Genomic DNA, 22,144 nt, shown 5'->3' on the forward strand with positions numbered 1-22,144 from the left:
ATGACCGACCGACTGCTCCTGCGCGCGGGCCACATCGTCTCCATGGACCCCGACATCGGGGACCTGCCCGAGGGGGACGTCCTGATCGAGGACGGCCGAATCACCGCCGTCCAGCGGGAGATCAGTGCCGACGCCGAGATCCTCGACATGACCGGCCGCATCCTGATCCCCGGCTTCGTCGACACCCACCGGCACACCTGGGAGGCCTCGATCCGGGGCGTCGCCCCCGACGCCACCCTGGACGACTACTTCGTCGACATCCTCGACACCTTCGCCCCGCTCTACACCCCCGAGGACGTCTACGCGGCCAACCTCGCCGGCACCCTGGAGTGCCTCAACGCCGGTATCACGACCCTTGTCGACTGGTCCCACATCAACAACACCCCCGAGCACCCGGATGCAGCGATCCAGGCCCTCACCGAGACCGGCATCCGCGCCCAGTACGCCTACGGCAGCGCCAACACCTCCCTCGCCGACTACTGGTTCGAGAGCAAGATCGCCATCCCCGGGGACGACGTCCGCCGCATCCGAGCCGCCCACTTCCCCTCCGACGACGGCCTGTTGACCATGGGCCTGGCCACCCGCGGCCCCGGCTTCTGCGTCAACGACGTCGTCACCGCCGAATGGGCACTGGCCCGCGACCTCGGCATCCCGATCACCGTGCACGTGGCGATGGGCCGCCTGGCAGGGCGCTACGGCATGGTCCAACAGCTGCACGGCCTCGGGCTGTTGGGTTCGGACACCACCTACGTCCACTGCTGCTATCTCAGCGACGAGGAGTGGCGGATGGTCGCCGACAGCGGCGGTACGGTCTCCATCGCGCCGCAGGTGGAGACGCAGATGGGGCACGGCTGGCCGCCCGTGATGAAGGCGATCGAGCACGGGCTGCGGCCCTCGCTGAGCATCGACGTCGTGACCACCGTGCCCGGCGACATGTTCACCCAGATCCGCGCGGCCTTCGGTGCCGAGCGGGCACGCGTCAACGCGGCCAGCTGGCAGGCCGATGTGCCGGTGCCCGACACGATGTTGACGGCACGTCAGATGCTGGAGGCGGCGACGCTGAGCGGCGCGCACGTCGCGGGCCTCGAACACCGCACCGGTTCCCTGACCCCCGGCAAGCGCGCCGACGTCGTCGCGATCGACGCCACCGCGCTGAACGTCGCTCCGCTGCACGACGCGGTCACCGCGGTGACCCTGTCGGCCGACGTGTCCAACGTCGAGACCGTCATCGTCGACGGCGTGGTCCACAAGCGCGACGGAAAACTGACGGCCGACGTCGCCCGCGCCCGCAGGCTCGTCGAGGAGTCCCGCGACCGGCTCCTCGCGGCGAAGGAGGCGAAGCGGAGCGCATGACGAGGCATCTGGTGCGCAGGGCCGCCGACCTGCCCGAACTCCCTTACGACGCGCACGGATTCCGGCGCCGCGCACTGGTCGGCGAGGACGACGGGAGCGTCCACACCGGCTTCGGCGTCTGCGAACTCCGGCCGGACGGCGAGGTGTCGGCGCATGTGCACTCGTACGAGGAGAGCTTCCACGTGCTCGACGGGACCGTGATCCTGGATGTGCCCGAGGGCTCGTACCTCCTCGAAGAGGGCGACTACGGCCTCCTCCCGACCGGTGTCCCGCACGCCTGGCGCGGTGCCGGGGACACGGCCGCACGCTGGGCCGACATGCTGGCTCCGGTTCCGCGGGCGCGCTACGGCCACGACACCCGGCCCGTGCCCGCGCTGCCCGCCCGCGATCCCGTCCGCATCGACGTCCGCGACCCGCGCACCCGCTCCTTCGGCCACTTCGAACCGGCGCAGATGGACCCGGGGAAGCAGTCCCAGGACCTCCTCGCGGTCTCCGCGAGCATGCGCACCGCCCTGCTCGTCTACAGCGGCATCACGGTGAAGATGATGGTCGACGGCGAACTCGGCGCGGTCGCCTCGACGATGTTCATGGTCCAGTACGCGCCCGACGGCGTCGCCGGCAGCCACGACCACCCCTTCGAGGAGACCTACCTGTTCCTGGAGGGGGAAGCCGAGGCGGTCTTCGACGGCGAGCGATACCGGCTCGGGCCCGGCGACTGCGCCTGGGCGGGCGCCGGTTGCGTGCACGGCTTCGCCAACTCGGGCCGGGGACCGCTGCGTTGGCTGGAGACCCAGGCACCGCAGCCGCCGTCCCGCCACTCCTACCGTTTCACCCGCGACTGGGACTACCTGAAGGAGATCCTGGATCCATGAGCAGTGTTCTGGTGGTCGGAGGCACGTCCGGGATCGGCCGTGAGTTCGCCCGCGTCCGCGCGGAGCGGGGCGACGAGGTCGTCCTCACCGGCCGTGCCACCCACCGCGCCGACACCGTCGCCAAGGAGATCGGCGCCCGCGGCCTCGCGCTCGACCTGGCCCGACCGCAGGAGATAGCGGGCGCGTTGGCCGACGTCGGACACGTCGACCACCTCGTCCTCGCCGGCGTCTCCCGCGACGAGAACCGGGTCGCGGACTACGACATCGCAGCCGCCCTGCACCTCGTCACGCTCAAACTCGTCGGCTACACCGAGGTCGTGCACGTGATGCGCCCGCGCATGGACGACGAGGGCGCGATCGTCCTCTTCGGCGGCCAGGCGAAGGAACGGCCCTACCCCGGCGCGACGACCGTGGCGACCGTCAACGCGGGGATACGGGGCCTGGTGCACACCCTCGCCGTCGAACTCGCCCCGATCCGTGTCAACGCCGTCCACCCGGGTGTCGTGGGAGACAGCCCCTACTGGCGGGCGAAGCCGGCGGAGGTCCTGGCCGGTCTGCGCGCCGGGACTCCCACCGGTCAACTCGCCACGGTGGCCGACGTGGTGGACGCCACGGACTTCCTGCTGCGCAACCGGTCGGTCAACGCGGTGGAGTTGAGCGTGGACGGGGGCTGGTTGCTGGGGTGAGGCATCGGCGGCCACCCGACAGGGCGGGCCGGCCGGTCACTTGTCGAGAGGCCAGTTCTCCGCCTCGAACATCCACCGCTGCTTCTCCAGCTCCGCGGTGATCGTGATCAGCAGGTCCTGGGTGACCGGGTCGGCCTCGTCGGTCGCGGTGATGCGCTCGCGCAGCCGGCCGATAGCCGCCCCCAGCGAGGCCACCATCACTTCCACGACCTCGGTGTCCTGCTGCCAGCCGTCCTTGGGGCTCGGCAGCGTGAAGGCGGCCGCGATCGTCTCGGGCCGGCCGTCCGGCGGCAGCCCGAGGGCCGCGGCGCGCTCCGCCACCGTGTCGGAGAACGCGCGGGCCGTGTCGACCACCTCGTCCAGTTGCAGATGGATCGAGCGGAACCGCGGACCCACGACGTTCCAGTGCGCCTGCTTGCCGATCAGCGAGAGGCCGAGCAGATCCACGAGGGTGCCCTGCAACGCGTCCCCGGCGATCGCACGGGCCGGTTCGGGAAGTGCGCTCTTCACCACAGTCATACGGGCATCTCCTTCGTCGTCGTTCGTCCCATCCGGGTGCCCGACGCGAAACGGCGCAAACGCGGCAGGGTCAGCGGGTGATCAGCGCCCCGTCCAGGAAACGCGTCAGATCGGCGAAGACCTCCGCCCGGTTCGTCTCGTGGAAGACCTCGTGCCGGGCGCCCGCGTAGATGCGTGAGGTGAGGAGGCCGGGGCCGCGCAGCTCCTCGACCCCGACGCGGCTCCCGGCGAGCGGGACCAGCCGGTCGTCGTCCCCGTGCAGCCACAGCAGCGGAAGCCGGCCCACCGCGCCGCTCTTCGACACGGTCTCCAGGGTGCGCGCGAACGCCTCCACCGTCGGCCGCTTCATCGGCCCGTGCCAGACCAGCGGATCCGCCGTGTACGCCGCCCCGACCCCGGGATCGCGGGAGAGCGCCGCCGGGTTGATCGGCGTGTCGGGGATCTCGTCGTGGGCCAGCAGCCGGTGCGGCAGCGTCCAGTCGCCGATCACCGGCCCGGACAGCACGAGCGCGGCGAGCTCGTCCCCGTACCGCTGGGTGTAGCGGGCCGCGATCAGGCCGCCCATCGAATGCCCGACCAGGACGACGGGTACACCGGGGTACGCGGACCGGGCCAGGTCCGCGACGGCGTGCGCGTCGGTGACCACGTCCTCGAAGTCCTCGATCAGCACCCGCTCGCCCGCCGACCTGCCGTGCCCGGCGTGATCGGGCCCGAGGACGGCACCGCCGTGCCGCACCAGCACCCCCGCCACTTCCTCGTACCGCCCGATGTGCTCGCCGTACCCGTGCAGCACGAGGGCGAGATACCGGGGTCGCTCGGCGGCCCATTCGGTGACGACGATCCTGCCCTTGACGCCGTCCAGGGCGTGCTCGCGGACGTCGGCCATGTCTCCTCCAGCTGCGTCGGCGAAGGTCCCGGGGAGATCTTCTCAGGGGTGGAGCGGAGGTCCACAGTCCAATACTGGCTGGGTGCCGGGGCGCCGGTACGGACCGACCCGCGAGACGCTCCTTACGGTGGCCGGATACGTGCGCATAGCATCGGTGTTCGCATGGACACGATGACGCTCTGGCACATAACCGGCTGGGAGTTCGCCGCCCTCGCCGCGGCGGCTCTCCTCGTCGGCTTCTCGAAGACCGCGGTGAGCGGGGCCAACACGGTGAGCCTCGCGATCTTCGCGGCGGTCCTGCCGGCCCGCGCCTCCACCGGCGTACTCCTGCCGATCCTGATCGCGGGCGATGTGCTGGCGGTGCTGACCTACCGGCGGCACGCCCACTGGCCGACGCTGTGGCGGCTGTTCCCGGCGGTCGCGGCGGGCGTGGTGGCCGGGACGGTGTTCCTGGTCTGGGCCGACGACAAGATCGTACGGACGTCGATCGGCGCGATCCTGCTGCTGATGGCCGGAGTGACGGTCTGGCGGCGGCGCACCGCGGAGGCCGAGGCGGAACCGGATTCGGTGGCCACCAGGTCCGGCCGGGTCAAGGCCCGCTCGTACGGCGTGCTCGGCGGCTTCACCACGATGGTCGCCAACGCGGGTGGGCCGGTGATGTCGATGTACCTGCTCTCCGCGGGGTTCCGGAAGCTGGGCTTCCTGGGGACCTCGGCCTTCTTCTTCCTGATCGTCAACGTCGCCAAGGTGCCCTTCAGCGCCGGTCTCGGTCTGATCGACGGCAACTCGCTGCTCCTTGACGCGGCGCTCGTGCTGTTCGTCGTGCCCGGTGCGTTGATCGGCAAATGGGCTGTGAACCGAATCAACCAGCGACTCTTCGAGCAACTCGTGATCGCGGCGACGATCGTCGGCGGCCTTCAGCTGCTGCTGCGCTGACCCGACACCTGCCCTTCGACCTGCGCCGACGGCTCGGGAATGCGAAGGGGGGAGGCGTTGTTGGACCAGCTGTGATTGACATGCTCGGATCAGAGATCCGTGGCGTGGGCGAAGGGAGGACTTCATGGCACGCAGCAAGGCGCGTCCCGTGGTCACGCTGAGGTCGACGGCCGGAACCGGCATCACCTACGTGACCCGCAAGAACCGCCAGAACGACCCCGACCGACTGGTCCTGCGCAAGTACGACCCGGTCGCCGCGGCGCACGTCGAGTTCCGCGAGACCCGCTGAACCACCGGCTCGGCCGCACCACAGGCGCGACGCGTCGAGCAGCACGCCCGACGCGTCGCCCGGCGCCCCAGGAAGGACATCCCATGAAGCCCCGCATCCACCCCGACACCCGGCTCGTCGTCTTCCGTGACCGTGCCGCGGACGTCACGTTCCTGACCCGCTCCACCGCCGACTCGGCGAAGACGATCGAGTGGCAGGACGGCCGGACCTACCCCCTGATCGACGTCGAGATCTCCTCGGCGTCCCACCCCTTCTACACCGGCAACACCCGGGTCGTGGACACGGCGGGCCGAGTGGAGCGCTTCGAGCGCCGCTACGGCCGGGCGACGGCCGCCCAGGGCTGACCGCGACCCGGCACCGACCTCGCGTCGGCGCGTGTGACGAGGAGAGCAGAACGATGAAGGTACGCAAGTCCCTGCGTTCACTGAAGAACAAGCCCGGCGCCCAGGTGGTCCGCCGCAAGGGCGTGGTCTTCGTGATCAACAAGAAGGACCCCCGCTTCAAGGCCCGCCAGGGCTGACGAGCGTACGAAGACGGAGTGGCCCCCGTGCAGGTGCACGGGGGCCACTCCCATGTCCCGTCTAGGGCGCGATCCCGACCCCCGGGATCCTGCTCCACGCCTTCTCCTGCGCCGCCGTCATGGCCGGCCAGCGCAGCCCGCCAGGCCGCGGCCGCACGCGCGTGGCGTACGCGGCCGGGTGGTAACCGGGGTCGTAGAAGCAGCCGGTGGCGTATGTCTGGTCGAAGGCGGCGCACGAGCCCGCGATCGACCTGGCCGTGGGCCGCTTGCCCGTCCGCACCCAACGGTCCAGCGCCGAGATGTCGTTGGCGTACTCGGAGTCGCTCAGCGCGCTGTGCTCCGACTCCCGCGTGAACGTCTGCACCAGGTAACGCTCCCGGCCGGCGCCCTCGACCGTCGCCCGGTAGGCCGCCTCGTGCTCCACGAACGCCGTCGGGTCGTCGATCGCGTGCATCGTGAGCACCGGGATGGAGATCTTGCCGGTGAGATCACTGTCGTAGGACAGATCGCGTACGGCGGTCGGGTCCGCGCCGAAGCGCTGGACACCGGCGTTGAGCGCCTTGTCGTCGTGCGAACCGGTGTACCGGACGCCCTGGTTGGAGAACGGGTTCCGGTCGCCGAGGCGGTTGTGGACGATGTCCCGGAAGGTGAATGTCGCGAACCGCAGATGCGACTCCAGCGTGCGCTCGGGCAGGCGCGTGACGGCAAGGATGTCGTCGAGGTTGCGCTGCTGAAGGGCGGTCCGCTCGGCGGGAGCCGACTCGAATCCCGTGCACTCCTGGAGACGTGCGCGCAGCCCGGCGGACGTCATCGTCGAGTCGGCGCGCAGACCCTGCCAGAGCGGGTACTGCGGCTCGGTCGGGCGGGGGTGGTTCTGGCAGTAGTACTGATAGACCACGCGCAGGTCGACGCGGTAGTCGTACCCGCGGGACCCACCCCCGAGGACCCCGCTGGTGAGCAGCGCCCCGTCGTAGCGCCCGTGCTTCTTGCCGTACGTCTCGACGACCTTGGCGGCGACGTCACCGCCCCACGACTGGCCGTGCACATACGTCCGCCGGGGCTTGCCGAACTCGTCGACGAACAGCCGGCGTACGTTCTCGGTGTCCTCGGCCGCCATCCGGGTGCCGTAGCCGCCGCGCCGGTAGGACGAGCCCGCCCAGGCGTACCCCTCCTCGACCATCACCGACCAGCGGGTCAGGTCGTCGACGCTGCGCTGCGGATCGGAGGTGTTGCCCAGGTCGGGACCGCCGTGGGCGTGGACCACGAGGGAGCCGTTCCAGTCCTTGGGGACGGCGATGGCGTAGTAGGCGCCGTTCTTGTCCTGGCCGGTGTAGCAGGTGGCCTTGCCGACCAGTTCGGCCGGACAGGTCGCGGTCGTCGGCGGCGGGGCGTCCGCCCGGGCCGACGGCGGGGCTCCGCCGATGGTCCCCAGGAGCGCGACCGTCGCGGAGGCGACGACTCCCGCTCGACGCCAATCCCGTGCGCGTGTTCTCCAACTGTCCAAGGCGGCTCTCCTCGTCCACGCCGACGCAACGTCGCGCCGTGCGCGGCGATGCTAAGGAGCAAAGGGGCGGGGGAGCCATGGCGGAGATCGTTCTGTTCATAGTGTTCGGCGGGCCGACCGAGCCGACGTCCCGGTGCGGCCGCCCCGCGGACGACCTCGTACGCTCGCACCCATGTCCCCGCACCTCCTGATCCTCGGCGGCACCACCGAGGCCCGCGAACTGGCCGGTGTGCTCGCGGCGCGCGCCGGTGTCCGGGTCACGACGTCGTTGGCCGGGCGGGTGGCTCGGCCCGGGTCGCTGGACGGGGAGGTGCGGATCGGGGGGTTCGGCGGGGCGGAGGGGCTCGCCGACTGGCTGCGCGAGCAGCATGTGGACGCCGTCGTCGACGCCACGCATCCCTTCGCCGCCGCGATCACCGAGAACGCCGTGCGGGCCGGTGCGGCGACCGGGGTGCCGGTGGTGGTGCTGCGCCGTCCGGGGTGGGCGGCCGGGGCCGCGGATCGGTGGCACCTCGTCGATTCCCTTGCGGACGCGGCGGAGGCGTTGGCGCGGTTCGGGCGACGGGTGTTTCTGACGACGGGGCGACTGGGTCTCTCGGCCTTCATCGGTCTGACGGATCGTCACTTCCTCGTGCGGTCCGTGGAGTTGCCCGAGCCGCCGGTGCCGCCCAACACCCAGGTGCTGATCGCCCGCGGGCCGTTCACCGTCGCCGACGAGACCGCTCTGCTGCGGGAACACCGCATCGACGTACTCGTGACGAAGGACAGCGGGGGAGAGGCGACGGCCGCCAAGCTGACGGCCGCGCGTGAACTCGGCCTGCCCGTGGTGGTCGTACGACGGCCACCGCTGCCGGAGGGAGTGCGGGCGGTGGCCGATGTGGTGGGTGTGCTGGGACGGTTGGGGCTCGACTCGGCCTGAGCGGCGGCCCGGGTCGGTCCGACACCCCTGCGTGCTGAGCTACTTCGGCCCGCTCTTCGCCAACTCCGGCTGTCTCTGCGGCAGTCCGGTGGACATGTCCTCGACCAGCAGGCGCTTGGCGATCGTGTCCACCGCCGCGCGCAGGTCGGTGCCGGACGGGCGGCCGACGTCCTGCTGCACCCGGTCCTCCAGCCACTTCCCCCAGGCCTCGCCGATGACCGAGGCCTCACGCTTGCCCGCCGCGGTGTGGGAGAGCAGATTGCCGTCGCGGGTCAGATAGCCCTCCGAGACCATGCGGTCGAAGACCGGCAGCAGTACCTCAGGCGGCAGATGCCGGCGTGCGGCGATCAGCCCGAGGCTGGAGTGGCCCACCATCCGCGTGTACAGCTCGACCTGCATCACGGCCCAGGCCCCGGCGATGTCCAGCCGTGTGTCGGAGTCCGAGATGAGCCGCCGGGCGGTGTCCAGGTCCGTGCTGCCGATGATCTTCCCCACGGCCGCTTCGAGCAGGCGTTGTGAGTCCCCGCCGCGCGGCGACGCGAACCCCTCGCCCATGTCGGTGGAGCCCGCCCGGGCGCTGTCGCGCAGCTGGACCTGCTTGAGGAACAGGGCGACGACGAACCCGACGACCGCGACGGGCACGGTCCACAGGAAGACCGTCTGGAGCGTGTCCGCGTAGGCGTTGACGATGGGTTCGGCCGTGGCCGAGGGCAGTTTGTGCAGGCCTTCCGGACTGCTCGCCGCCTTGGTGAGAGTGGCCGGGTCCACGCCGCCGACCCGCGCGGCGTCGGCGACGCCCTCGGAGAGGTTCGGCTTGAGGGAGTTGGCGTAGATCGTGCCGAACACCGCGGTGCCGAACGAACTGCCCAGCGTACGGAAGAAGGTGACGCCGGAGGTCGCGGTGCCGAGGTCGGCGTAGTCGACGGTGTTCTGCACGGCGATCGTCAGGACCTGCATGGACAGGCCGATCCCGGTACCGAGCACGAACATGTACAGCGACTCCAGCCACGCACCGCTGGAGGGGCCCATGAGGGACATCAGATACAGGCCGACGCCCATCACCACGGAGCCGACGATCGGGAACCAGCGGTACTGCCCGGTCTTGCTGACCACGTTGCCGCTGACGACGGACGCGATCAGCAGCCCGATCACCATCGGCAGTGTCCGTACGCCGGAGACCGTGGCCGAGTCGCCGTCGACGTACTGCAGATAGGTCGGCAGATACGTCAACGCGCCGAGCATCGCGAAGCCGACGATGAAGCTGAGGATCGAGCAGACCGTGAACACCGGGTTGGCGAACAGCCGCATGGGCAGCATCGCTTCCTTGGCCCGGGTCTCCACCCAGCAGAACAGCCCCAGCGCGATCGCGCCGCCGACGAACAGCGTGATGATGGTCGCCGAACCCCACGCGTACTCGTTGCCGCCCCAACTGGTCGCCAGGATCAGCGCGCTGGCGCCGACCGCGACCAGCGCGATGCCCAGGTAGTCGATCACCGGCCGGGACACCGCCTTCACCACCGGGATGGTGCGGGCGGCCGCGATCACGACGACGATCGCGATGGGCACGTTGACGTAGAACGCCCAGCGCCAGGTCAGATGGTCGGTGAACAGGCCGCCGAGCAGCGGTCCGATGACCGTGGCGACGCCGAACACCGCGCCGATCGCGCCCTGGTACTTGCCGCGTTCGCGCAGCGGGATGACGTCGGCGATCAGCGCCATGGCCGTCACCATGAGGCCACCGGCGCCGATGCCCTGCACCGCGCGCCAGGCGATCAGCAGCGTCATGTTGGTGGAGAAGCCGCACAGGAACGAGCCCGAGATGAAGACGATGGCCGAGACCTGGAAGACCACCTTGCGGCCGAACAGGTCACCGAACTTGCCGACCAGCACGGTCGACACCGTCTCCGCGAGCAGGTAGGCGGTCACCACCCACGACATGTGCTCCGCGCCGCCCAGGTCCGACACGATCGTCGGCAGCGCCGTGCCCACGATCGTCTGGTCCAAGGCGGCCAGCAGCATGCCCAGCATGATCGTCACGAAGACGATGTTGCGGCGACGCGCGTCCAGCACCGGCGGCTGCGAGGCGGCGGGCGGTGCGGTGTCCTCGGTCACTGTCACGAGGTCACGATCCCACCGGGCCGCCGGAGGCGCACGTGTTGAGGGACCGCTCGGGTGGCGGAATTTACCCTTGGGGGCTGTCGTTCGGATCAGCCCGGCGGCGCGGGCACGACAGCCCTAGCTCCGGCCGGGGTTCCGGCGCAGCAGATACGTGTCCATGATCCAGCCCTTGCGCTCCCGGGCCTCGGCCCGCAGCCGCTCGATCCGCGGACCGGCCTCGGCGATGGGACCGGAGGCGAGGATCTCGTCCGGGGTGCCTATGTACGCGCCCCAGTAGATGTCGATGTCCTGGTCGGCGTACCGCCTGAAGGCCTGGTGCGCGTCGAGCATCACCACCACGTCGTCCACCCCGTCCGGGAAGCCCTCGGCCAGCCGCCGCCCGGTGGTGATCTGGACCGACCCGGCCACCCGGTTGAGCCCCGTCCGATGCCGGGCGACCAGCGCCGAGACGCTGCTGATCCCGGGCACGACGTCGTACTCGAAGGCGACTTCGCCCCGCTCCAGGATCTCCTCCAGGATGCCGAGCGTGCTGTCGTACAGCGCGGGATCCCCCCACACCAGGAACGCGCCGCTCTCCTCCTCGCCCAGTTCCTCGGCGATGAGCCGCTGGTAGATGGCGGCCCGGGCGCTGCGCCAGTCCCCGACGGCGGGGGAGTACGCCGCACCCCCGGCGGCGCGGTCCCGCTCCGGATCGCGGGCCTCCACCACCCGGTACGACCCCTGCGGAACGTGCGCGTCGAGCATGTCCCGGCGCAGCCGGGTGAGGTCGCTCTTCACCTCGCCCTTGTCCAGGACGAAGAACACGTCCGTGCCGCGCAACGCCCTGACCGCCTGCAGGGTCAGCTGGTCGGGGTCGCCCGCGCCGATACCGATGACATGAATCTTTCGCACGCCGTCGAGTCTGCCGCACACCACTGACAACGCGTGCACCGGCTCCGCGCGTGGACCTGCGAGGACCAGAGAGACCTGCGAGGAGGCCTACCCCCGCAGCCGAGGCGCCCGCGCCCCCGCGTCCACGCTCGTGCCGTCCCGCTCCACGTCGTCCGCCAACTCCCGGGCCCACCCGGCCAACCCCGCGAGGTTCATCCCGTACGGCCGCTGCCGTGCCGTCTCCGACGCCCACTCCTCCACCGCCCCGGCGCCCCGCCGCAGCAGCCGGACGCCGCCGGTGAGGTTGCCGCGCGCGGCATGCGTGAGCCCCACCGCGAGCTGGGCCAGCCCCCGCCACAGGGCTCGCTCCTCCGCCGGCCCCGACTTCCAGGCGTCCTCGAACACCTCGTGCGCGTGGAAGGGCTTCCCGGCCGAGAGCAACTCCTGCGCTTCGACGACGGACCGCTCCGGGGGACGTACGACTCCCTCGGGCTGCCGCTCGACGCCGGCCGCCCCATAGGGCAGCGGTCGCCCGAGCCCGTCGCGCGGCCGGGCATTGCGTGCCCGTCCGTCGGCGTCCCGGTCGCGCCGGTCGGTGACTTCGTCCGGCGCTGCGTCGCTGCCGCGTCCCGTAGTACTCATGCGCCAAGTGTCCCGCGCCCCATGCCCCCTTCGGGGCGGCACGCGGCGTGCGGTAAAGTACTGTCCGCGTGATCACGTGTTTCTCCGCGTGTGTCGCATCGGGACGTGGCGCAGCTTGGTAGCGCACTTGACTGGGGGTCAAGGGGTCGCAGGTTCAAATCCTGTCGTCCCGACCAGCTTTGTGGCGGGTCGGTGGCCGTCCTCTCATTCATGAGAGGGCGGCTTTCGCGTTCCCGGAAGGCCGGTGGCCGCATGCCGAGGCTAAGGCGGAATTCCGTGGCGGAGATTGTCGAAAACAATTCTTGACGTCCATGGGCGGTTCACGTCGGGGCAACCACTGGTGGCTCATAAGGAGTGCGCCTTTTCGGTCACGACCGTATCTGGCGTTGTGTGAGCGCGGCCGATCGGTCGAGACACCCGTGCGGTCGTGGAGCCGACGGCGACGACCCGGCCGAGGCCACCCCCGGTGTCCGGCGGTGCGGGCAGAGTGATGAAAGCCCTTACTGGGCGCCCTCGTTCAGTGCCGGGGGCGCCTCGGATTATCGGTGCCCGCGGCTCGTAAAACTCCCGCCGTTGCTGGGCTGTGGGCGTCTTCTGTGTACCGGGAGACGCGCGGGGCGGCACTGGTCCGATGACTCTTCTTCAAATCTTGCGCACAAATTGCACACAAGCCTCTCTGCAGACGGGCTCAGATGGTCTAGATTGACCGTGCTTCGCAAGCTGTGACACCAGGCGACAAATGATGATCTATGGGTCCGGCGGCAAGGCGGACAGTATCGGTGGCCCTCGCGTCAGGCGTGGGGGAGACCGACTGTCGAAGCCCGAGAGGGGCTTGTGGCGCGGGGAGCGTCCAGGTTCGTCGGCGGGGTGATCGGTAGCGGTTCAGGTGGCTCCGCGACGGCCGGGCCGCCACGCACGGGAGGTAGGGGCCTCCCGGCAGGGGAAGAGGGGCGGCAGTTTCTCGGGGGGAACAGCGCTGCGGAGGGCGGGGACCTCCGCAGGGAGCGAAACAGTGTGAGGCGAACACGTCGTACCACTGGGGACCTTGGGGGGTTCTGTGCCACAGGGGGGAATAGTCGGCCCTTTTTCGGCGGCGCGCGAGCGTCTGGCGGACGGGGTAATCAGTCAGCCCGCGACCGACTGGGAGCAGCGGTACAGACGTACCGTGATCACCAGCGACACCGTGGCCACCGCCTGCGTGGTGGCGGCGATCGGAGACTTCTTCGGGGCCCGGGACGCGGCCAACTGGCACGAGAAATGGGGAATTCTCGCATTCGGCACCCAGTTGCTGGTGCTGGGAGCGCTGGCGGTGAGCCGTTCGTGGGCTCCGGCCGTGCTCGGCCAGGGTGCCGAGGAATTCCGCCGGCTCGGACGTTCGCTGTTCACGGCGACCGTCGTCCTGGCGCTCGGCGGGATCGCTCTGACCTCGCGCAACATCAAGCTCTGGATCTTCGTCGCGATCCCCGCGATCGCGCTCGTCACCATGACGGAGCGGTATGTGCTCCGCCTCTGGCTGCACAGACAGCGCAACGAAGGACGCTGCCTGAGACCGGTGCTCGCCGCCGGGAGCCCGGCGACCGTGCGCGACCTGATCGCCCGCACCCGTAAGTTCCCGCACCTCGGCTGGCGGGTGGAGGCCGTGTGCACCACTGACGGCCGCGGCGTCGACGGCGAGCAAGGCGGCCTGGACGGCGACCAGTTGGACGGTGTGCCGGTCATAGGCCTGCTGGAGGACGTCGCCAAGCACGTCCGCCACGACGGCTACCGGGTCGTCGCGGTCACACCCGACCCGCACTGGTCACCGGACCGGCTGCAGCGCCTGGCCTGGAACCTCGAGGGCAGCGACGCCGAGATGATCGTCGCGCCCGTGCTGATGGAGGTGGCCGGCCCGCGACTGCACGTCGACGCGGTGCTCGGGATCCCACTGCTGCGGGTCAGCATGCCGACCTTCACCGGGGGCCGCCGGGCGATCAAAGGGGTCGTCGACCGACTGGGCGCAACGATTCTGCTGGTGCTGTTCGCGCCGCTGTTGATCGTCGTCGGGCTGCTCGTGGTGATGGACAGCCGGGGCGGGGCCTTCTACCGCCAGCGCAGGGTCGGCAAGGACGGCCGCGAGTTCACCATGCTCAAGTTCCGCACCATGGTCATCGGGGCCCACAAGGCACGCGCCGAGCTGGCCGACCGCAACGAGGGCGCGGGCCTGCTGTTCAAGCTCCGCCGGGATCCGCGGGTGACCCGGGTGGGCACGGTGCTGCGCCGCTACTCGATCGACGAGCTCCCGCAGCTCTTCAACGTGCTCACCGGAGCCATGTCGCTCGTCGGACCGCGGCCCCCGCTGCCGGAGGAGTCCGCCGAGTACGGCCCGGACATCCGGCGCCGGCTGCTGGTGAAGCCCGGGCTCACCGGCCTGTGGCAGATCAGCGGACGCAGCGACCTGCCGTGGGAGGAGGCCGTCCGCCTCGACCTGCGGTACGTGGAGGACTGGTCGCTCGCCCTGGACACGGTGATCTTGTGGAAGACCCTGCGCGCCGTGATCCACGGGCAGGGGGCCTACTGATGCGCGGGGGTCGTCCGACCGACGCGCGGACCGCAGGCCGCAACGGCCTGCCTGGGGGGAGAGACCGGTCATGAGAGTCAGCGTTTTCGGACTCGGCTACGTGGGCTGTGTATCGGCCGCGTGCCTGGCCAGCATGGGCCACGAGGTCATCGGGGTGGACGTCAACCAGGTGAAGGTCGACCTGGTGAACGACGGCAAGGCACCCGTGGTGGAAGAACGTATCGGCGAACTCATCGCCGAGGTCGTACGGACGGGAGCCCTGCGCGCCACCCGCGACGTCCGCGAGGCGATCGCGGACAGCGAGGTGTCGCTGATCTGCGTGGGCACCCCGTCGGAGCCCAACGGCAGCCTGTGCACGACCTACTTGGAGCGGGTCACCGAGGAGATCGGCGCCGCGCTCGCCGAGCGGGGCGGCCGCCAGACCGTCGTCTTCCGCAGCACCATGCTCCCGGGCACCTGCCTCAACCTGCTGGTGCCGATCCTCGAGAAGCACGTCGGCGGCACCGCCGGCGTGGACATCGGGGTCGCGGTCAACCCGGAGTTCCTGCGCGAGGGCACCAGCGTCAAGGACTTCTTCGACCCGCCGAAGACCGTCATCGGCGAACTCGACCCGGCCAGCGGCGACGCGGTCGCGGCGCTCTACGACGGCCTGCCCGGCGAGGTGTTCCGGGTGCCGATCCCGACCGCCGAGGCCATCAAGTACGCGGACAACGCCTTCCACGGCCTCAAGATCGGCTTCGCCAACGAACTGGGCGCCGTGTGCCAGGCCCTCGGCGTGGACTCGCACCAGGTGATGGACGTCTTCCTCGCCGACCGCAAGCTGAACATCAGCCCCGCCTACCTGCGTCCCGGCTTCGCCTTCGGCGGCTCCTGCCTGCCCAAGGACCTGCGCAGCCTGGTCTTCGCGGCGCAGCGGGCCGACGTCTCCGTGCCGATCCTGTCCCACGTGCTGGCCTCCAACTCCGACCATCTGCAGCGCGCGGTGGACCTGGTCGAGCGCACCGGCAAGCGCAAGGTGGGCCTGTTCGGGCTGTCCTTCAAGCCCGGCACCGACGACCTCCGCGAGAGCCCGCTCGTCGAACTGGCGGAGCGGCTCTTCGGCAAGGGCTACGACCTCAAGATCTACGACGCCAACGTGAGCCTCTCCCGGCTGCTCGGCGCCAACCGCGAGTACATCGAGAGCCGGTTGCCGCATCTCGCCCAACTGCTCGCCGACTCCGTCGACGAGGTGCTGGAGCACGCCGAGGTGTGCCTGGTCGGGACCAAGGATCCCGCCGTGCTGTCGGCGCTGCCCCATGCGGGCAGCCCGGCGATCATCGACCTCATCCGCCTTCCCGACGCCGACGCGCGCCGGACCGAACCGGGGTACATGGGCCTTGCTTGGTAACGCGACCGGCGGCGACGGCACGAACCGTCGCGCGCTGATCCTCGTGGAGAACCTGTCGGTCCCCTTCGACCGACGGGTGTGGCAGGAATGCACCACGCTGCGCGACGCCGGCTGGGAGGTGCACGTCATCTGCCCCCGGGGCGAGAAGCGGGACACGGAGCCGGAGGCGGTGATCGACGGGGTGCGGATCCACCGCTACCCGCTGCGCGCCGCCACCGGAGGACCGGCCGGCTATCTGCGGGAGTACGGATCGGCGCTCTGGCACACGCTCCGGCTGGCCCGCAAGGTCGGCCCGGTCGACGTGGTCCACGCCTGCAACCCGCCCGACCTGCTGTTCCTGCCGGCGCTGTGGATGAAGCGGCGCGGCGCGCGGTTCGTCTTCGACCAGCACGACCTGGTGCCCGAGCTGTACCTCTCCCGGTTCGACCGTGGCGAGGACCTGCTCTACCGCGCCGTGTGCGCGCTGGAGCGACGGACCTACCGGGCCGCCGACATCGTGCTCGCCACGAACGAGAGCTACCGGGACGTCGCACTGCGCCGTGGCGGCAAGCGGCCGGAGGACGTCTTCGTGGTGCGCAGCGCGCCCTCGACCGACCGGTTCCAACCGGTGCCTGCGGAGCCGGAGTTGAAGCGCGGCAAGTCCCATCTGCTCTGCTATCTCGGCGTCATGGGACCTCAGGACGGCGTCGACTACGCCCTGCGGGCCCTGGCGAAACTGCGCGACGAGGTCGGCCGGACCGACTGGCACGCGGTCTTCGTCGGCGCCGGCGACGCCTTCGACGCGATGGTGGAGCTGGCCCGGGAGCTCGGCCTGTCCGACCGGGTGCAGTTCACCGGGCGCATCCCGGACGCCGACCTGGTGCGCTACCTGTGCACCGCGGACGTCTGTCTCTCCCCCGACCCGTGCAATCCGCTGAACGACGTGTCGACCATGAACAAGGTCCTCGAGTACATGGCGATGGGGCGACCGATCGTCTCGTTCGACCTCCGGGAGGCACGCGTCTCCGCCGGTGACGCCGCCGTCTACGCGCCCGACGACGACGAGGCCCAGTTCGCCAAGCTCATCGCGCTGCTCCTGGACGATCCGGAGAAGCGGGCCCGGATGGGCAGGATCGGCCAGGAGCGGATCAGCGGCCCGCTGTCCTGGGAGAACTCGCAAGCGTCGCTGCTCGCCGCCTACGCCGCCGCCACCCGGGACCAAGCCCCGGTGTCGACGGGTGGGCCGGTCCGTACGGGGAAGAGGCCGCACCATTGAATGACGACACGATCCGTCTGGCCACGATCGGACGGATTCTCCGGCGGCGCTGGCGGCTCCTCGCCGTCCTCGCCGTGGTCGGCGCGCTCGTCGGCTACGGCACCTCGGCGCTGCTGCTTCCGCCGCGCTACACGGCGGAGGCATCGGTACTGCTGCCCGGTCAGTGGGAAGAGCGCGAACTGCTGACCCAGGTGGACATCGCCACCAGTTCGGCGGTGGTCGACCGCGCCGCCGCCGCGCTCCACTGGAAAGGCGTCGACGGCACCGAACTGCGGGACAAGGTGAGTGCCAAGGCCGACGACGGGAACATCATCAAGGTCTCGGGCACGGCCGACACCCCGGAGCGCGCGCAGCGGCTCGCCGACCAACTGGCCCAGCAGTTCGTCACCTTCGCCACCCGCATCGCGGGCGGCAGCACCGACCCCGCGGCGGACACCGCGACGGAGGCACTGCGGAAGCAGGTGGCCAAGACCAACCGCCGCATCACCGAGCTGGCCGACTCGGCGGATCCGGGGCAGACCGTGGAGGGCGTGCAGACCCGCACCGAGCTCGAAGCCCTGCGCACCGGACTGGCGGACGCCATGAAGAAGCTGGAGGAGGCCAACCCGGCGACCGCCAAGGCCGGCCTGGTCGTCATGGGACCGGCTCCCCGGCCGACCGGCGCGGCGGCGCCGACGAGGACACAGCTCATCGCCGGCGGGGCGTTGCTGTTCTTCCTGCTCGCCCTCGTAGGGCATCTCGCCACCGCACGGGTGAACCGCCGGCTGCGCACCGAACCGGAGATCGTCGCCGCGCTCGGCGCACCCTTCCTCGGCACCGTCGACGTGCCCGGCGAACGGCACCGGCCCGAGAGCCACGGCGTACGGGCCAGGCTGCGCCGGTTCCTCGGCACCGACACCCGATGGGACCTGCCCACCCCGCTGCTGTCCGGCGACGAGGCCGAGCGGCGGATCCGCTACCGCCGGGTGTGCACCCGCCTGCGGAACCAACTGCCCGCCCCCCGGCGGCTGTTGGTCGTCGTGCCGGAAGGCGACGAGGTCGCCCGGCTGGCCGCCGGACAGCTCGCGACCGAGGCCACCGGTGACCCCCGGCTGCGGGTCGTGGAGGTCTCGGTGGACCGGCCGATCGTGCCGGACAGCGACACCGAGTCCGGTGCCCTCGCCATCCTCAGCGCGGGCAACTGGACCGCCGGCGAACTCGCCGGCATCGCCGGGGCGTGCGCGGACGGCGGGCACGAACTCGTCGGCGTCGTCGTCGCCGGCACCGTCCACACCCGCCCGGCGCGGACCGCCGACCGCCTGTCTGACGAGGCCACCATGGCGCTCGCGGTGCACGGCCACGGGACAGGAGATCCAGCGTGACGACGAGCACGACTTCGGAGTCGTCGGCCGCCACCCCGCTCCTCGACCTCCAGGCGCTGGTGGTCGCGGTGCGCAGACGCCGCCGTCTGTGGGGCGCCATGGCACTGCTCGGGCTGCTGGCCGGCGCGGCCGTGGCGGTCCTGCTGCCACCGGCACCGGCGGCCACGGCCAAGGTGCTGGTCGCGCACCAGGAGGACCAGCCGAACGACACCGGAACGCTGATCCGCACCGACGCGCAGCTGCTGGCGACCTCACGGATCGCCGGCCAGGCCCTGAAGATCCTCAAGTCCTCCGAGAAACCCGAGGACTTCATGAAGGACTACCGGGGCACCGGACTGACCAACAACGTCCTTCAGATCGATGTGACGGCCAAGACCGACGCGGAAGCGGTGGCCCGGGCCAAGGCGTTGGCCGAGGCGTTCGTCGCGGACCACGCCAAGCGGATCCAGCAGATCGCCGACGCCAACGCCCAGGGCCTCCTCGACCAGCGCGCCCGGATGCAGTCGGAGCTCGCCGACGTCAACAAGACGATCGGCGGCAGGTCGCCCGACACCGACCCGGCGGACGCGGCGAACCTGGAGTCGCTCTTCGCCCGGCGGGCCGAGCTCACCTCGCAGATCTCCGACTTCGGCCAACGCGCCGAGGAAGCACGCGTCGGCGCGCCCCAGCTCGTCGCCGGCACCCAGATCGTGGACGCCCCGCGCGCGGTGAAGCACTCCCTGCCCAAGGCTCTCGTCACCGACGGCGTGGTCGGACTCGTCCTCGGGCTCTTCCTCGGGCTCGCGCTGGCCGCGGTCGGCGTGGTCGTCGGGGACCGCCCCGTACTGCGCCGGGACATCGCGGCGAACCTCGGTGCCTCGGTCATCGCGGAACTGCCGCGCAGGTCCGGCCGGTTGTGGCAGCGACGGCGGACCCGGGTGGCCCGCGAACGGCTCACCACGACGCTGGCCCGCACCGCGCGCGGCTCGGCGGAACCGCTGTCGCTGCTGGAACTGGGCTGCGCGCGCAGCACAGCCGTGATCGCCCTCGGTCTCGCCCGGGCCCTCGGGGAGGACGGACCGGTGAGCGTCGTCGACGGCCTCCCCGGCACACAGCTCTCGCGCCGCCGCCCGAAACCGGGGGACCCCACCGTGGTCGGCGGCGAGGAGGCCGCGACCGTGCCCCCTCAGGACCAGCGGATCGGCGTCGGCTCGGTGGCACCCGGCACGGCGTGGACCGACCTCCAGTACCTCGGCGGCCGCACCGTCCTCGTCGTACGCGCCGGGCACGGCAGCGCCGCATGGCTGCACACCGTGGCACGACAGCTCGCGGACCAGCGCATCCCGGTGGTCGGTGTCGTGCTGATCGACCCCGATCCGCGCGACCGGACCGACGGCACGCTGTGGGACGGCCTGGCCAACGCGCTGCGCGGCCGCAGCGAGCCGCCGACCTGGCACAACGCCACGGATCGAACGGAACGACGGCTCCCCGAACGGCAGCCGATACGGGCCGCCCGGGTCCCGGACAACGACCAGGAGGTGAGGTAGGACATGTGCGGTATCGCGGGCACGTACCGATGGCCGGACGGAAAGGCCGTGACCGACCGGCTCACCGACACCCTCGCCCACCGCGGCCCGGACGGCTCGGGCCGCTACGGCCACCCGGTCGGTGACGGCGAAGTGCAGCTCGGGCATCGCCGGTTGTCCATCATCGACCTGTCCGAGACCGGCGCCCAGCCGATGGTCTCGGACGGCCTCGCCCTGACGTACAACGGCGAGCTGTACAACGCCCCTGAACTCCGGACGGAGTTGGAGGCCACCGGGGTGCGCTTCCGGGGTACCTCCGACACCGAGGTGGTCCTGGAGGCCTGGCGGCGCTGGGGCACCGACTGTCTGCCCCGGCTGCGCGGCATGTTCGCGTTCGGCATCTTCGACGAGCGCACCGGTGACCTGGTGCTCGTCCGCGACCAGCTCGGCATCAAGCCGCTCTTCCTGCTCCGGCGCGGCGAGGGCCTGATGTTCGCCTCCGAGCTCAAGGCGCTCGCCGCCGCGACCGGCAAGAAGCTGGAGGTGGACCAGGCGGCGCTCGTTGCCTCCCTCCTCTACTACTGGGTGCCCGACTCCCGCTGTGCGTTCCGCGAGGCCGAGAAACTGCCGCCGGGCAGCTGGCTGCGGTGCCGGCCCGACGGCCGGGTCGAGCGCGGCACCTTCTGGAGCCTCAAGAACGTCGCCGCCGAGGGCCGGGACCGCGCCCTGGCCGGCGAACGGCCGGACCTCGCCGCCATCGTCGAGGAGTCGACCCGGCGCCACCTCATGTCCGACGTACCCGTGGCGACCTTCCTCTCCGGCGGTCTCGACTCCAGCTATCTGACCGCGCTGGCGGCCCGCCACCAACCGGGGATCTCCGCCTACACGATCGGATTCCGCGCCGAGGACGCCAAGTTCGAGGCGATGCCGGACGACCTGCGCTACGCCCGGCAGGTCGCCCAGCAGTTCGGCGTCGACCTGCACGAGATCGAGATCGCCCCGAACGTGCTCGACCTGCTGCCGCAGATGACGTACAGCCTGGACGAGCCGATCGGCGACCCCGCCGCGATCAACACGTACCTGATCTGCATGGCCGCCCGGGAAGCCGGGGTCAAGGTGATGCTCTCGGGCATGGGCGCGGACGAACTGTTCGCGGGGTACCGCAAGCACTTCGCCAACCTGCTCGCGCTGCGCTACCAGCGCGTCCCGCGACCCCTGCGGCGCGGGGTGTCCGGGGTCGTGGACCGGCTGCCGGTCGCCTCGGCCACCCGGGGTTACCGGTCGGTGCGTTTCGCGAAGCGGTTCCTGTCCTTCGCCGGTCTGCCGGAGGAGACCGCGTTCCGGCGCAGCTACACCATGTACGACCAGGACGAGCTGCTCGCGCTGCTCAATCCGGACCTCGCCGGGACGGTCGACGACGTCATCACCGAGCACACGGACGTCTACCAGGACAACGACCTCGACGACTTCGTCAACCGCATGTGCCTGACCGACTCCCGCATGTTCCTGCCGGGCCTGAACCTCACGTACACGGACCGCTCCAGCATGGCCGCCTCCACCGAGGTCCGGACGCCGTACGTCGACATCGAGGTCGTCAAGGCGGCGTTCGCCGTGCCCGGCAGCCGCAAGATCGTCGGGCGCCAGGGCAAGGCCGTCCTCAAGGAGGCGGCCACCTCGATCCTGCCCAAGGAGATCGTGTACCGGCCCAAGGGCCTGTTCAGCGCCCCGCTGCGGGCCTGGATGAGCCGGGACCTGGCACCCCTGGTGCGCGAGGTGGTCAACGACGGCGAACTCGTCCGGTCCGGGCTGCTGCGCCGGGACGCGCTGGCCCGGATGGTCGCCGAGGACGCCGCCGGACAGACGGACTACTCCAAGCATCTGTGGCACGTACTGACCCTCGAGTACTGGTATCGCGACGCGACCTCTGGCCCCGCCCAGAGCGCTCGGACGACGGCTTAGAAAACA

Annotated in this window: 20 protein-coding genes and 1 tRNA gene; 15 read left to right on the top strand and 6 right to left on the bottom strand. The window is 70.9% G+C overall.

What is annotated here, in order from left to right; genetic code table 11:
* The 3 genes from ACWD5F_RS24460 to ACWD5F_RS24470 are packed head-to-tail and all read left to right on the top strand — an operon-like array spanning nucleotide 1 to nucleotide 2,911.
* Nucleotides 1-1,353, top strand: coding sequence for an amidohydrolase family protein (locus tag ACWD5F_RS24460; protein WP_451257284.1), 1,353 nt, complete (start codon nucleotides 1-3; stop codon nucleotides 1,351-1,353).
* Nucleotides 1,350-2,225, top strand: coding sequence for a cupin domain-containing protein (locus tag ACWD5F_RS24465; protein WP_451257286.1), 876 nt, complete (start codon nucleotides 1,350-1,352; stop codon nucleotides 2,223-2,225). The genes ACWD5F_RS24460 and ACWD5F_RS24465 overlap by 4 nt, the downstream gene beginning before the upstream one ends.
* On the top strand, nucleotides 2,222-2,911 hold the full coding sequence (locus ACWD5F_RS24470; RefSeq protein ID WP_451257288.1) for an SDR family NAD(P)-dependent oxidoreductase: 690 nt from the start codon (nucleotides 2,222-2,224) through the stop codon (nucleotides 2,909-2,911). The genes ACWD5F_RS24465 and ACWD5F_RS24470 overlap by 4 nt, the downstream gene beginning before the upstream one ends.
* A gap of 36 nt (nucleotides 2,912-2,947) precedes the next feature.
* On the opposite strand, the gene ACWD5F_RS24475 is transcribed toward ACWD5F_RS24470, so the two are convergent.
* Entirely contained in the window at nucleotides 2,948-3,430 is a 483-nt protein-coding gene (locus ACWD5F_RS24475; protein ID WP_124002105.1) for a Dps family protein, read from the bottom strand.
* 70 nt (nucleotides 3,431-3,500) lie between these two features.
* Nucleotides 3,501-4,316 carry an alpha/beta hydrolase gene (locus ACWD5F_RS24480; RefSeq protein ID WP_451257290.1) on the bottom strand — a complete coding sequence of 272 codons (816 nt, stop codon included), beginning with the start codon at nucleotides 4,314-4,316 and terminating at the stop codon, nucleotides 3,501-3,503.
* Nucleotides 4,317-4,478: 162 nt separating this feature from the next.
* On the opposite strand from ACWD5F_RS24480, the gene ACWD5F_RS24485 reads away from it, so the two are divergent.
* From ACWD5F_RS24485 to ykgO, 4 genes are all read left to right on the top strand, one after another.
* Entirely contained in the window at nucleotides 4,479-5,252 is a 774-nt protein-coding gene (locus ACWD5F_RS24485) for a sulfite exporter TauE/SafE family protein (RefSeq protein ID WP_451257292.1), read from the top strand.
* Nucleotides 5,253-5,376: 124 nt separating this feature from the next.
* The gene (gene rpmG, locus ACWD5F_RS24490) at nucleotides 5,377-5,541 is read left to right on the top strand and encodes a 50S ribosomal protein L33 (protein WP_124002108.1); all 165 of its coding nucleotides are present in this window, start codon (nucleotides 5,377-5,379) and stop codon (nucleotides 5,539-5,541) included.
* An 83-nt stretch (nucleotides 5,542-5,624) separates the two neighbouring features.
* Nucleotides 5,625-5,885: a type B 50S ribosomal protein L31 gene (locus ACWD5F_RS24495; protein ID WP_451257294.1), complete on the top strand. Its 261-nt coding sequence runs from the start codon at nucleotides 5,625-5,627 to the stop codon at nucleotides 5,883-5,885.
* 53 nt (nucleotides 5,886-5,938) lie between these two features.
* Complete coding sequence (ykgO, locus tag ACWD5F_RS24500) at nucleotides 5,939-6,061, top strand: type B 50S ribosomal protein L36 (RefSeq protein WP_124002110.1); 123 nt, start codon at nucleotides 5,939-5,941, stop codon at nucleotides 6,059-6,061.
* Between the two features lie 61 nt (nucleotides 6,062-6,122).
* On the opposite strand, the gene ACWD5F_RS24505 is transcribed toward ykgO, so the two are convergent.
* Nucleotides 6,123-7,565: a DUF6351 family protein gene (locus ACWD5F_RS24505; RefSeq protein ID WP_451257296.1), complete on the bottom strand. Its 1,443-nt coding sequence runs from the start codon at nucleotides 7,563-7,565 to the stop codon at nucleotides 6,123-6,125.
* Between the two features lie 172 nt (nucleotides 7,566-7,737).
* On the opposite strand from ACWD5F_RS24505, the gene ACWD5F_RS24510 reads away from it, so the two are divergent.
* Nucleotides 7,738-8,484, top strand: a complete 747-nt coding sequence (locus tag ACWD5F_RS24510; RefSeq protein ID WP_451257298.1) for a cobalt-precorrin-6A reductase — start codon at nucleotides 7,738-7,740, stop codon at nucleotides 8,482-8,484.
* A 39-nt stretch (nucleotides 8,485-8,523) separates the two neighbouring features.
* Here the strand turns inward: ACWD5F_RS24510 and ACWD5F_RS24515 are convergent, their stop codons facing one another.
* From ACWD5F_RS24515 to ACWD5F_RS24525, 3 genes are all read right to left on the bottom strand, one after another.
* Nucleotides 8,524-10,602: an MDR family MFS transporter gene (locus ACWD5F_RS24515; RefSeq protein ID WP_451257300.1), complete on the bottom strand. Its 2,079-nt coding sequence runs from the start codon at nucleotides 10,600-10,602 to the stop codon at nucleotides 8,524-8,526.
* A 117-nt stretch (nucleotides 10,603-10,719) separates the two neighbouring features.
* Nucleotides 10,720-11,493, bottom strand: a complete 774-nt coding sequence (gene cobF / locus ACWD5F_RS24520) for a precorrin-6A synthase (deacetylating) (protein ID WP_451257302.1) — start codon at nucleotides 11,491-11,493, stop codon at nucleotides 10,720-10,722.
* A gap of 87 nt (nucleotides 11,494-11,580) precedes the next feature.
* Complete coding sequence (locus tag ACWD5F_RS24525; protein ID WP_451257304.1) at nucleotides 11,581-12,114, bottom strand: DUF309 domain-containing protein; 534 nt, start codon at nucleotides 12,112-12,114, stop codon at nucleotides 11,581-11,583.
* Nucleotides 12,115-12,213: 99 nt separating this feature from the next.
* On the opposite strand from ACWD5F_RS24525, the gene ACWD5F_RS24530 reads away from it, so the two are divergent.
* The 7 genes from ACWD5F_RS24530 (at nucleotide 12,214) to asnB (ending at nucleotide 22,138) form a co-directional block, all read left to right on the top strand.
* Nucleotides 12,214-12,290 (top strand) — tRNA-Pro (locus ACWD5F_RS24530).
* Nucleotides 12,291-13,171: 881 nt separating this feature from the next.
* Nucleotides 13,172-14,671 (top strand): sugar transferase, encoded by a 1,500-nt coding sequence (locus ACWD5F_RS24535; protein WP_451257306.1) that lies wholly within the window; start codon nucleotides 13,172-13,174, stop codon nucleotides 14,669-14,671.
* Between the two features lie 70 nt (nucleotides 14,672-14,741).
* Entirely contained in the window at nucleotides 14,742-16,058 is a 1,317-nt protein-coding gene (locus ACWD5F_RS24540; protein WP_401711969.1) for a nucleotide sugar dehydrogenase, read from the top strand.
* The gene (locus ACWD5F_RS24545) at nucleotides 16,048-17,313 is read left to right on the top strand and encodes a glycosyltransferase family 4 protein (RefSeq protein WP_451257308.1); all 1,266 of its coding nucleotides are present in this window, start codon (nucleotides 16,048-16,050) and stop codon (nucleotides 17,311-17,313) included. Before ACWD5F_RS24540 ends, ACWD5F_RS24545 begins: the two co-directional genes overlap by 11 nt.
* On the top strand, nucleotides 17,310-18,674 hold the full coding sequence (locus ACWD5F_RS24550) for a Wzz/FepE/Etk N-terminal domain-containing protein (RefSeq protein ID WP_451257310.1): 1,365 nt from the start codon (nucleotides 17,310-17,312) through the stop codon (nucleotides 18,672-18,674). Before ACWD5F_RS24545 ends, ACWD5F_RS24550 begins: the two co-directional genes overlap by 4 nt.
* On the top strand, nucleotides 18,671-20,200 hold the full coding sequence (locus ACWD5F_RS24555) for a Wzz/FepE/Etk N-terminal domain-containing protein (protein WP_451257312.1): 1,530 nt from the start codon (nucleotides 18,671-18,673) through the stop codon (nucleotides 20,198-20,200). The genes ACWD5F_RS24550 and ACWD5F_RS24555 overlap by 4 nt, the downstream gene beginning before the upstream one ends.
* A gap of 3 nt (nucleotides 20,201-20,203) precedes the next feature.
* Entirely contained in the window at nucleotides 20,204-22,138 is a 1,935-nt protein-coding gene (asnB, locus tag ACWD5F_RS24560; RefSeq protein WP_451257314.1) for an asparagine synthase (glutamine-hydrolyzing), read from the top strand.
* Nucleotides 22,139-22,144: the final 6 nt, after the last annotated feature.

It is taken from the genome of Streptomyces sp. NPDC002499, assembly GCF_053595415.1.